We start from the raw sequence: 12476 nt of genomic DNA on the forward strand, positions 1-12476 counted from the left end.
CAGGTACAAAGGATAATAAGGCTGTCTCTACCTGGTAGAGACAGCCTTTTATTTTTTCTTGGAAGATTTAGCTTTCACATTAAAATCCAGACAAAGTTGCATCCAAAACTCAAAATCCTTTTTGCTTTTATAGCCAACAGGATCAACATAACAATAGCCCTTTAATTCCTTACCCTTCATAATCATGGACTGGTAGCCGCTTCTCAGAGACAGCTCCTCTGTTTGTGCCGGATCAAACCTACACATTAGCTGGTCGTCAGAAACGTTGATGCACATTTTACCGTTGATCATGAATGCAAGACCGCCAAACATATTTTTTTCCTCAACCGCTATACCTTCTATCTCACTTAAATAAATTCTGACACGACTGGCCAATAGTTGATCGTATGTCATAAGCAGAAAGTTTATACACTAAGTTAATTGAAAAATAGAAAAATAATACTTGCCGTGGAAAGGTCTGTCAATTGTCCGTTTGAGAAAACGGTAAATATCGCTCAACAAAATAATGCAATCGAATTTATCATCATTGAGATTAAAAACGAATTAAAAAGCGATTAAAATAACCTGAAATGAAGCTGTAAAATAGGCCAGGAGACTGCAATTCCACAACGTGGAAATACGAGTGGAACTAATTTAAATTATTTTTTTTCAATTGAAGGAAAGCTGTAATATTGGAAAATAGTCACGATTAAAACCCGAACGCAGAGCCATTATCTTATAGCAAATCTGAGTAACCCACATTTCAAATAAAAGTACGTATACATTTAAACGTTAGCTGCCAAAATCGGCTATGGTAAAGACTTTTTCATGCAGAGACAATAGCAATCTAAAACCTACAAACCCACAAACCAAAAATCGCAACCCGATGAAAAATCAAGTATTGTTTTTCCTGATCTGCCTATTGGCAGGATCACTTATTACTTCTTGCCAGAAAGACAACAAACAAGGAAGTGCCACCAAACCTAACATCTCCAATGATGTAATGGCACTTATTAAAGCGAAAGGTTTCAGTACATCCAATGTACACGCCGTAAACGGAGGCTATCTCGTTGAAGGAGATATTTTTCTCAGCACTAAAGAGCTTAACAAAAAAGGGCAGACCAATAAAGTAAGGGTCGCCAAAACAGAACAGTATTCCACTAATAACCTGGTGTCTGGCTTGCCACGTGTGATCACCGTGTCTGTCAGTAACCTGGGATCTGCCTTCATTCAGGGCACTGACCTGGCTATTCAACGTTACAACGCACTGGGCCTGCGTATCCAGTTCCAACGCATCACCAGCGGTACTGCGGATATCACCATCCAGGGCTTCTATGAAGGTCCTAGCGGCGGATACATCACCCTCGGATCTTCCGGCTTCCCTGATGATTATGGCAATCCATATAACCTGGTACAGATGAATACCCATCCAGATGCTTACGGCAGCAACCCTAACGTGCAGTATGTAGGCTCCGTGATCCAGCATGAAATAGGCCACTGCATTGGTATGCGCCATACTGACTATATGGACCGTTCCTATAGCTGCGGCGGCGATCCTGTTGATGAAGGTGATGGCGGTATTGGCGCTGTATATCTCCCAGGCACCCCTAGCGGCCCTGATGCCAATTCCTGGATGCTGGCATGCTCCAATGGTGGCAACCGTACTTTTAATGCTAATGACATCATCGCATTAAATTACCTCTATCAATAATCCATCGCTAACGGACATGCATGAAAATGGAAAAGGTTACACCGCGCCCAGCGCATGGTGTAACCTTTTCATTCACCACAATTCCTCCTGTGGATCAACAATTCTCCTATAGGTTTGTTAACGGTTATGGATGTATGAAGAACAGGGCATACCAGGTATCAACCCTTGCGTACTGTAGATGTAATTGTTACTATTCCCACAGAAAAGAAGTTGTATGTTCAAATGCTACTCCGGCCCTAAAGCCCGTACAATCTGCTGTCTGACTATATTCTGCCTGTTAGGTAAGCATGCCGCAGCTCAGTATATTCTATCCGATACGACCAAAAAAGTTTCTGCCGTTTATGGTGATAAAGGCTTTGAATTCCGCACCAGAGACGATAAATTCCTTTTGCAGATACAAAGCCGCCTGCAATTTCGGTTTGCCACCCCGGAAGATCAGGACCCCGTTACTTATGATGATTTCTTCGGTGAACATAAAACCGCTTTTAAAATCAACAGGGCCAGACTAAAAGTAGGCGGGCACGCATTTAAACCCTGGCTGAAATATTACTGGGAATATGAACTGAGTCAATCTAACCTGCTCAACTATACGATAATGGTGGAAAAGTGGGACTGGCTTAAATTCCAGGTCGGGCAGTTTAAAGTGGAATATTCCAGGGAGAGAAGGATCAGCAGCGGAGAACAACAGCTGGCAGACAGATCAATTATTAATAGGGAATTTACAGTAGACAGGCAACAAGGCGCAGAGATTTATGGGCATTTGAAAGGCAAGGGCCTGGCCGACTTCAATTACTGGCTGGGCGCTTTCACAGGTACAGGCCGCGGCTCCACAACAAATGATGATAATCATCTCATGTACTTCAGCCGCCTGCAATGGAACTTTACCGGCCTATACCTCGATTTTGAAGGCAGCGATATTGAAATCCATGAACATCCTGCTGGTGTACTTGCCATCAACGGCGTTACCAACCAAAGTCCTTATACCCGTTTCTCTCAGGCTGGTGGCGGCTATTTGGACGGTTATGCCGATGGTAAACCCGGGCAGTACCGTGTTAACCAGGCCAATATAGAAACGGCTTTTATGTATAGAGGCTTTAGCTGGCAGATGGAAGCACACTGGAAAGAGATCATCGACAAACTGAATAACAACGAAACAAATACCATCCACGGCTACTATGCGCAAGCAGGGTACTTCTTTCATCAGGCCTTCGACTGGTGGCCCGCACCGCTGGAAGTAGCCTACAGAAATGCTGGTTATTTTCCCAACAGAGAAGAAGATCAAACCAAGAAAAGAGAAAATACTGTTGCCGTTAACTGGTTTTTTCATGGACATAAAAATAAAATTACTGCAGAAGGTAGCTATTTCAATTATGATAAAACAGGCGGTATTCCCGCTACAGAATGGCGATTCAGACTACAATGGGATATCTCTTTATAATAAAAAAGCGAAAGGTGATCACCACCTTTCGCTTTCAATAAACAACACATCTTACTTAATCTCTTTGTAATGCGCGCTGTGCTTCTTTATTCAGATCACTGTATTCCTGTTTACCAACGGAAACGCCTACACCGAGTATAGTACCACCAGTAAACTTGCCAGGGCTCTTATATTCCTCGCTTACCGCATCACCGCTATCATAGCCAACACAGAGCCCATCACCCGCCAGTGTGAATTTACCTGGCTGTGTTTTCATCGGACCTTCTGCCACTACTTTATTATTGATATAAAGTTTTGTTTTACCAATCTGTTCTCCATGTTCGCCTGTGCTTTCGCGCGTGAATTCCATCCCCACGGTATATTTGCCAGGCTTCAATGGAATATTGGATACGAACTTCTGTTCAGGCTTGATGCCCAGGAAATTGTATACATAGTATAACTTGTTGTTTTTGATAAACAAGCTATGCCCACCAAAACGAGAGCCATGAGCAAAGATGACACCGTTGGCATTCGCGCTTTTAATATCTACATCCGCCAATATCTTATAGGATCTGCCACGAATGCTCACGGCTACGCCTTCCGGCACTGGCGCTGTTCCTGGATAATACACGTATAAGTCTCTAGGGGCTTCTTCTGCAGGGCGTTCTAAGCCTAATACTTCTACAGCTGTTCTATCATCCAATGGCAATACCAGATTTTTTTCTGCTTCTTCCATCCAGAGATTAACCAGGTGTTTGAGTTTATCAGGATGTTGTTTGGCTAGATTTTTTGATTCGGAGCGATCTGCATCTACATGATATAATTCCCATTCGTCCTGGTCGAAATGACCTTTGCCGGTTAGTGGAGCATGTAATGCCACTGCTTTCCAGCCGTCTTCCCAGATGGCCCTGGTGCCTAGCATGGCATAATATTGCACATGTTTCTGCGTAGGTGCGTCAGGTTTAGCATCAAAAGTATAACGCATAGATACGCCGGATAACGGGTACTGTCCTACGCCGCGATAGGTGTTGGGCATCTGCACTGCGCAAACATCCAGGATAGTAGGTACAATATCGGTAGAGTGATGGTATTGATTACGTATTTCTCCATGTGCTTTAATGCCTTTAGGCCAGCAGATGACCAATGGGTCGGAAGTACCGCCAGCATATTCACTGTAGCGTTTGAACATTTTATTAGGCGCTGAAAATGCTGCTGCCCAACCAGTAGGATAGTGTTCATAGGTATCAGGACTACCTAACTTATTCATGTATTTCAGGTTCTCTGATAACTGATCAGGATAACCGTTGAAGAATTTATTTTCATTAACAGAACCATTGGGAGAACCTTCTCCGGAAGCACCGTTATCAGCTGCGTAGATGATCAGGGTATTATCCATCTGACCAGTTTTCTCCAGATAATCGATCACACGACCTACCTGTGCATCGGTGTATTCAGAGAATGCGGCATATACTTCTGCCAGGCGGGAGAATAATTTTTTCTCGTCGGGCTTCAGTTCATTCCAGGGTTTCACATAGTCGCCAGGGTTAGCAATGTTTGGCGGCAACGGATTGAAATCGGTGAGTACTGTACCTTCCGGGATAATGCCTTTAGCGATCATGCGGGGAACTACCCATTTACGATAAGCATCATAGCCTTCATCAAATTTGCCTTTGTATTTAGCAATATATGCTTCGGGAGCCTGATGCGGCGCATGGTTGGCGCCTGGGCAATACCACATGAACCAGGGTTTGGAAGGATTAGTTGCCTTTTGGTCCTGGAGGTATTGAATGGCTTTATCTGTCAGGTCTTTTGAAAGGTGATAGCCTTCTTCTGGCGTGTATGGCTGATCTACGAAGTGGTTGTCTTCTACGAGGTCGGGATACCATTGATTGGTTTCACCACCGAGGAAGCCATAGTAACGATCGAAGCCTAACTGCAACGGCCATTGTTTTCTACTGGCGCCGGAGGCAACATCCTGTTCGGGAACATTATGGTTTTTACCGATCCAGAAAGTACTCCAGCCATTGTCTTGTAATATCTGGCCGATGGTAGCACATTGTGCTGGGATGCGGCCATGTGCACCGGGGAAGCCGTTTGCCGCTTCCGTAATGGCTGCATTGCCTGTCAGGTGGTGGTTTCTACCAGTAAGTAGTGTAGCACGGGTAGGAGAGCAGAGCGCGGTAGTATGCCACTGCGTATACAGGATTCCGCGGTCAGCAAGCTTTTGGAGGGTAGGCATTTGAATGGCACCACCATATGGCGACCATGCGGCAATGCCAGTATCATCAAACAAAATGAATAGTACATTGGGCGCGCCGGTGGGCGCTTTTTTCGGCGTGTAGGGGGCCCAGTCAGGTTTAGAATCGCGCACGTCCAGTTTAATGACGCCTTTGAATTGCTCAGCGGTTACTTTCTGTGGATCAGCTTGTGCCTTCACTTTTTGAGGCAGCTGAATGCCAAAGATGAGCAATCCCATTATTGCTGCCCTTTTCAGAACAGTTAGGTCTCGAGTTTTCATAGTTTGCGGTTTTTGTTTAGATGGAAGCCGGGTTTTACCAATGCGCCCAAGGTAGATTTCAGTAATATTTATCGCTGTTGTTTGATGGACATATTTTTATCTGCCGCAGATTGATGGAATAGTGGTGATACTGGGTCGTTTTGTAATACATCCCACTCGCCTGATTGTCTTGCCTGGTTAATGTTTATAAAACACCAACGCAAAAGAATCCTGTTATGCTACACTCAATGTAACACAGCAAATAAAAACAGAAATTGAAAATACAATTGCACTTGTCCTGACGGACGTAGATGGTTGCTGTTAGCTATGGCTTAGGAGGGAAATTTGGTAGCTTTGTCTTAGTAAACACATAGCATTTAGAATTGTTGTTGACCTAACTGATTTATTATCATCTCTCTCTAATATTATCTTCCTTCTATCGGGTATTTGTGGTAGGAAGAGAAATACTATTTCTTTTTTTGTAAATTAGTTATGGCTAATTTTCGTATAACCTATACTGTAGTAGTGCGGAGCTTATTTACTGGTAATCATTTAAATAAGCTACTGATGAAACCAAACTATTTATTAATCATTTCTATTTTATTCCTGCTTGCCTGTAATAACAGCGGTAAGCACAAAGAGACGCAGGCTTCTGGCAAAAAATCCGCGGATATTCCCTGCTACACTTCCCGGACAACAGACAAAAGCTGGTATACCTCCGGAAAGAAAGCGCCTAAGTTGCCAGGGTTAAAAGGTATTAATTTCAGTATTTCTACCAGGAGCAAGGAAGCACAAGATTATTTTAATCAGGGCATGATGTTGTTGTATGGCTTTAATCATGCCGAAGCGGCCCGGTCTTTCTATGAGGCTACGCGCCTGGATTCCACCTGTGCCATGGCTTATTGGGGCTTTGCCTATGTGCTGGGGCCTAACTACAATGGTGGTATGGAAGAAGATAACTTTCAACGTGCCTACGATGCTGCTAAAAAAGCGCAGTCACTCAGCGACAACGCTACCCCAAAGGAAAAGGCATTGATTCATGCATTGGTATCGCGTTATGCTATGCCGGCGCCTGCCGACAGAAAGCCGCTGGACATTGCCTTTGCAGCGGCGATGAAAAAAGTATATACTCAATTTCCTGGTGATCCGGATGTTGGTGCGTTATACGCAGAATCTTTAATGGACTTGCATCCATGGGATTTGTATGAGAAAAAAACAAAGCAGCCAAAACCCTGGACGCCAGAGCTGATCGCTGTTTTGGAGCACCTGATGAAAATAAATCCCAAACATCCCGGCGCACATCATTTCTATATTCATGCATTGGAAGCATCTGCTACGCCCGAAAAAGCCTTAGCCAGCGCACATTTGCTGGATACACTGGTGCCCGGGTCTGGACATCTGTTACATATGCCTTCACATATTTATATTAATACCGGAGATTATCATTTAGGAGCCCTGGCTAATATTCATGCGGTAGAGGTGGATAGTAATTACTTCATTGCCTGTCATGCGCAGGGCGTGTATCCGTTGGCGTATTTTCCACATAACTGGCATTTTTTGGCGGCAGCCGCAACCCTGGAAGGTAATGCAGCCCTGGCCTGGAAGGCCGCAAGAAAGCTGCAGGAGCACACGGCAACAGATATTATGCGTCAGCCTAAATGGGGAACCTTGCAGCATTACTATACCATCCCCTATAATATCGCCGTAAAATTTGGCATGTGGGATACCATTCTTGCACTTCCTCAGCCACCAGAAAATTTAGTGTATATAAATGCTATCCGACATTATGCGCAAGGCATGGCATATGCTGGCAAGCATCAACTGCCCAACGCACAAAAAGAATTGGATACGCTGAAAGTACTTGCCCGGGATACCACGCTGGCACACCTTACTGTTTGGGATATCAACACCACTGCTGATCTTGTACAAATTGCTGAAAAAGTATTGGCAGCACAAATAGCCTTGCAGGGAAAGCATACAGGTAATGCTATTGCACTATTGCAACAGGCCATAACAATTGAAGATAATTTGAATTATAACGAGCCGCCAGACTGGTTCTTCTCTGTTAGGCATTATCTCGGTGCAGCGCTCCTGCTAGCCGGTAAGTACAACGAAGCTGAAAACGTATATCGCCAGGATTTAAAAACATGGAAAAAGAATGGATGGGCATTATCAGGATTATATCATGCGTTATCCGCACAGAAAAAAGATAAAGAGGCTGCACAAGTAAAGCTGGCATTTGATGAAGCATGGAAATATGCGGATGTTAACCTGACTGGGAAAGTTGATGAATAGCGCCGCTTAAGCGGTTACATCCTTTGATATACAGTGGTGGCTTACTTTTAAGCTGCCTATGTTAAATTTAATGGTAAAAATTTATAATTTAATATTTCCTAATATATTTGCCCGCAAGTAATAATGTAGCCAAACCCTATACCTAGAAGTCTGATGTCAAAAAAACGCTGTAGCCCTTCCTATGTCCTGTCGGCATTGGTGATACTGTTTTCACTTTTGTTGGTCAATCCTGTATTTGCTGCTGAAGATCCCGTTCCCGCACTCATGGCTGATAGCACTATTAAGAATACTGCTGTCGGACATGCACTTGGCGTTTTTGATAAGATCAAAGAGGATGGGCATTATATTAATGCGCTAAGTGCAGAGGATATGGGCAAATTGCCGGTGGGTATTGTCAGAGAGATCAATGGACGCGTGTATGTTATTGCAATAGACAGTGCCAGATTAACGCCTAATGGCGCATTTTTTAATGCATATTTTCGTTTTACTTTTCCTGGTACCAAAACAGAACTGATCTTTGGCGCTAAAGATGTAGCCTTTACTCCCGGTGGCATATCTGCTTCATCATCTACCAAACTTGTTTTGTTAAATGAGAAATCAATTCCTATAAATGAACACCTGAATCTAACTTTCCCTGGCGACGGATCGAATTATGTTGAATGGGATTGTAATGGTTTTAAGGCAGCGAATCTTTCCGGCGTTTTTGAATTTGACAAAGGTTGGATATCTCCCGAAGACCCGACAGCAGATAAACTACGCGCAAGGATGCAGGTTAATGTTCATGATCTGAATAATATCATGGCATCTGTTGATATTCCATCTTTCCATATCAGTGGCTTAAAGGATTTCAGCTTTAAAGTAAAAAATGCCACAGTGGACATGAGTGATATCGCCAATCCAACGGGCTTAATGGTTACTAGTGATATGCTGGAAGATCCTTCTAACCCATTCCTGTGGCGTGGTTTTTTTCTGCAGGAATTGGAGGTAGGCCTACCACAGCAATTGGCTACTGCCAAAGGCCGTCCTTCTGTTACGGTTAAAAATTTCTTTATAGATGATCAGGGTATCAGTGGTAGCATAGTAGCCGAAAACCTTATTCCGCTGGGGGATGCCAGCGCGGGTGGATGGCCATTGTCTGTAACAAAATTAGGTCTCTCTTTTAGCAAAAATAAACTCAATGGTGGTGAGCTTGCAGGATTCATGAGAATAGGTTTCCTTGGTGAAGACCCATTAGGATATAATGCATCCGTGAGTATGCGAGGTAGCGATACTTATTATTCTTTTGGTATCAGTACCACTACAGATAAGAAATATCCATTCTTTGCCGGAGAAATTACGCTCAATAAAAATAGCCGTATACAGGTTTCTAAAACAGCTACAGACTTCATACCAGTGGCGGTATTGAATGGAAAGGTATCGCTTAGTCATTCCCTGTTGCAAGTGAAAGATATCAGCTTCCAGGACCTAACGTTATCGACTCAACGACCTTATGTTCATAGTGGTACATTCGACATCAAGACCACTGGTGATTCCAAGATGAGTGGGTTCCCTATTGGCTTTGATGATATCCATATCGGTTTGTCGGAAGGCAAAGTGGCTATAGGTGCTACGGTTCGACTGAACTTCATGAATTCTAGTGATAAAGGATTTGCCGGTAGTACTTCTTTTATTATCACAGCAAAACAAGAGGAGGAAACACAGACGGTCAATATTAAAAATGAAACCTTTACCAAAACGACTACCCATTGGAAACTGGATAAGGTGGCCATTAATGATATAGACCTCACGGTGAAGGTAATGGCTTTCTCTATGCATGGGGTACTGACCATCTTTGATAACCATCCTACATTTGGCAATGGTTTCAGAGGGATGCTGGATTTCAGTATTCCGGGTCCTATTCCTAAAGCCAAAGCCACCGCGTATTTTGGCTCCAAAGATGATTATCGCTACTGGCACGTAGATGCGTATATCGGTGTAACCATACCAATTGGGCCTGTCGTTCAGATCACTGGCCTGATGGGCGGTATGTCCTATCACATGGAGCGGCCGGCAAACTTCGACCCTTACCAGGCCAGAGATAATGTAGATAAGTCTGGTGGGATGAAACAAGATCTTAGCGAAATATTCCGTTACCTGCCAGTGAAAGAAGCCGGACTAGGCTTTATTGGCGGTGTGTCATTGTCTTTGGTGCAAGAAATGGTAGTGAATGCCAACGTTGCACTGGAGGTGCAATTTGGTACCGATGGCGGTTTCCGGTATGCACAATTTGATGGTGCAGGATACGTAGTCCATCTTCCTATTAAAGCAAAAAATAATAAAGAAGCTGGAGAAGATGAGTCAGCCCCTGTTTGGGTACAATTTAAAATGCGTTATGATAATGTCAACAGTACTTTTGATGCTAACTGTAAAACATATATAAATATTGCCGGCGTTTTACGCGGCATCAACGAGCGCGGACTCGTTGGGGAAGCAGCTTTCCACGTAAGCCCTACGGATTGGTGGTTTTATATTGGTCGTCCTTCACAGATGTTTGGGCTAAACGTTCTTGGCCTGGCAGAGATCAAAACTTATTTCATGATGGGTACCAAGGTAGAAGATATGCCGCCGCTACCTACAGAAGTGAAAGATGTCTTCCCTGATATCAATACCGACTTTATGGCAATGGAGAACAGTATGTCTACAGGCCGTGGTTTTGGATTTGGTGCGCATTTCAGGGTAGGCTTCAGTTTCGATTTTGGCGTGTATGGCGACTTCGCCCTAGGTGCTGGTACAGATATATTACTACGTAACTATGGAGAGGCCAGGTGTAAAGGAAGCAATAGTGTGATAGGGTTCAATGGATGGTATGCATCAGGACAAGCTTATGTTTTTGTAAAAGGAGATGTGGGTATCCGGGTGAAAGTATTTGGTAAGAAGCGTGGATTCTCTATTGCGAGCTTATCAGCAGCAGTATTGTTACAGGCAAAATTACCCAACCCTAGCTGGTTCCGTGGTATGGTAGGTGTGAAGTATGCTGTACTGGGCGGCTTGGTAAAAGGTACTGCGAATATTAAAATTGAATTGGGTACCCAATGTGAAGTTGTAGGTGCTAAAGAGTTGAATGTACAGGTGATAAGTGATATCAAACCTGATGATCAGGCACAGGATGTAAGCGTATTTGCTACGCCGCAGGTGGCCTTCAACCTGGCGGTGGGTAAACCTTTTAGCATGTTGAATGAATATGATGAAGTGGCCACCTATCGCATTCAGTTGGACGAACTGAAACTCGTGAAAGATCAGCAGGAGATAAAAGGCATTACCGAAATAAATTCGGAAGGAACAGCTGCTTCGCTCATCCTGCGGGATATCCTCCCGCCAACCAGCAAACTGACAGCTGCTGCCAAAGTGCATATTGAACGTCAGAATGGTGGCGCCTGGGATGCACTGAAAAACGGCAGCAGCATCGACTACGAAACAAAATCTGTGAACTTCACTACTGGCGAGGCTCCTGATAATATTCCCTGGGAAAACGTAGCATATAGCTATCCTATCAGACGTCAGTATAATTTCTATCCAAAAGAGTATAACAAAGGCTATATCAAATTGAAACGCGGCCAACCTTACCTGTTCGACGCTACTGATGCTGCAGGGAAAAACTGGAAGGTAACGGGTGCAATGACATCTGCACAAGGGCAGACAGCAGCAACCAACGTTTCATATGATGCTGCTGTGGCAATGGTAAACTTCGATATTCCTTCGGCACTAAGCAAAGAAGCCGTATACGGATTTGCGATCCAACGAACTTCACTGGATGGACAAACGGCTATCAACAATGTGCAGAAAAAATCAACAACCATTATTGGGGAAGATGGCGACACGACCACCTATTCCCAGAATACCCTGAAAGGTACCGCGTCTTCAGGCTTGTCCAAAGAGCTGATCAGCTATAACTTCCGTACCAGCAAGTACAGCACTTTCGTCCAGAAAATGAATGGCACCACAGATCCCCGCGATCTGTTTGATGTGGCAATAAACTATATCAGTGTGATAGGCCAACGCTTTGATACAGATGAGACCTTCGATAAATTTGAAATCGAAGGAGATGCCAGTCTGGCTACCAAACCATTGATCACCATGAAAGCTGTAACAGGTAATAGCTGGTACCAGTATAGCCTGCTGCCATTATTGTATAACGGTTATCCTTTCCATCCTTCCATTACCATTACAAGAGATCCTGCCACCGGCGGTATTCCACCACTTGATGCAGTTAAGCTCTATAATAATGATTATAACCTTTATCAGCTGGAAGATGCACATGTCAAAGAAGGTATTGCACTGAGTATCCCTGGTAAGTGCAGGTTTATGTACTATGTATCCTTTTTTGCCAATGATGATTTCAATGAGCTGATGAACAAGGCTACCAAATACTATATCAATGGAGGAACAGTAACGCCACAAATTAGCAGGTTACTAAATTCAACATTCCCAGACCTTCAGGCTGGACAGTTCTATCCAGTAGAATTCCAGTATCGCCTGCCAGGTTCTAATAATATAACGTCATCGATTACACGAAGTATTTACTATAAATTATAAGGCTG

General features: G+C 43.8%; 6 protein-coding genes. 4 read left to right on the forward strand and 2 right to left on the reverse strand.

Features of this window, described 5'->3' with window-relative positions; genetic code table 11:
• Positions 1–48: 48 nt before the first annotated feature.
• Positions 49–393, reverse strand: a complete 345-nt coding sequence (locus tag ACE38W_RS02680) for a TfoX/Sxy family protein (RefSeq protein WP_375828684.1) — start codon at positions 391–393, stop codon at positions 49–51.
• 472 nt (positions 394–865) lie between these two features.
• Here ACE38W_RS02680 and ACE38W_RS02685 point away from each other — a divergent pair, with 472 nt between their 5' ends.
• Complete coding sequence (locus ACE38W_RS02685) at positions 866–1690, forward strand: M57 family metalloprotease (protein ID WP_375828685.1); 825 nt, start codon at positions 866–868, stop codon at positions 1688–1690.
• 214 nt (positions 1691–1904) lie between these two features.
• Positions 1905–3128, forward strand: a complete 1224-nt coding sequence (locus tag ACE38W_RS02690; protein ID WP_375828686.1) for a porin — start codon at positions 1905–1907, stop codon at positions 3126–3128.
• A gap of 55 nt (positions 3129–3183) precedes the next feature.
• Here ACE38W_RS02690 and ACE38W_RS02695 read toward each other — a convergent pair whose 3' ends face one another.
• Entirely contained in the window at positions 3184–5625 is a 2442-nt protein-coding gene (locus ACE38W_RS02695; protein ID WP_375828687.1) for an arylsulfatase, read from the reverse strand.
• A gap of 546 nt (positions 5626–6171) precedes the next feature.
• On the opposite strand from ACE38W_RS02695, the gene ACE38W_RS02700 reads away from it, so the two are divergent.
• Both ACE38W_RS02700 and ACE38W_RS02705 read left to right on the forward strand, forming a co-directional pair.
• Positions 6172–7899, forward strand: coding sequence for a tetratricopeptide repeat protein (locus ACE38W_RS02700; protein WP_375828688.1), 1728 nt, complete (start codon positions 6172–6174; stop codon positions 7897–7899).
• Between the two features lie 153 nt (positions 7900–8052).
• Positions 8053–12471 carry a hypothetical protein gene (locus tag ACE38W_RS02705; protein ID WP_375828689.1) on the forward strand — a complete coding sequence of 1473 codons (4419 nt, stop codon included), beginning with the start codon at positions 8053–8055 and terminating at the stop codon, positions 12469–12471.
• The last annotated feature ends 5 nt before the right edge of the window (positions 12472–12476 follow it).

This window comes from Chitinophaga sp. Hz27, assembly GCF_042263525.1.
Lineage (GTDB): Bacteria > Bacteroidota > Bacteroidia > Chitinophagales > Chitinophagaceae > Chitinophaga.

Bases quoted from the DNA above. Each gene is read 5' to 3' on its own strand.
- ACE38W_RS02705 (WP_375828689.1), top strand. From the start codon at position 8,053: ATGTCAAAAAAACGCTGTAGCCCTTCCTATGTCCTGTCGGCATTGGTG.
- ACE38W_RS02700 (WP_375828688.1), top strand. From the start codon at position 6,172: ATGAAACCAAACTATTTATTAATCATTTCTATTTTATTCCTGCTTGCC.
- ACE38W_RS02680 (WP_375828684.1), bottom strand. From the start codon at position 393: ATGACATACGATCAACTATTGGCCAGTCGTGTCAGAATTTATTTAAGT.
- ACE38W_RS02690 (WP_375828686.1), top strand. From the start codon at position 1,905: ATGTTCAAATGCTACTCCGGCCCTAAAGCCCGTACAATCTGCTGTCTG.
- ACE38W_RS02685 (WP_375828685.1), top strand. From the start codon at position 866: ATGAAAAATCAAGTATTGTTTTTCCTGATCTGCCTATTGGCAGGATCA.
- ACE38W_RS02695 (WP_375828687.1), bottom strand. From the start codon at position 5,625: ATGAAAACTCGAGACCTAACTGTTCTGAAAAGGGCAGCAATAATGGGA.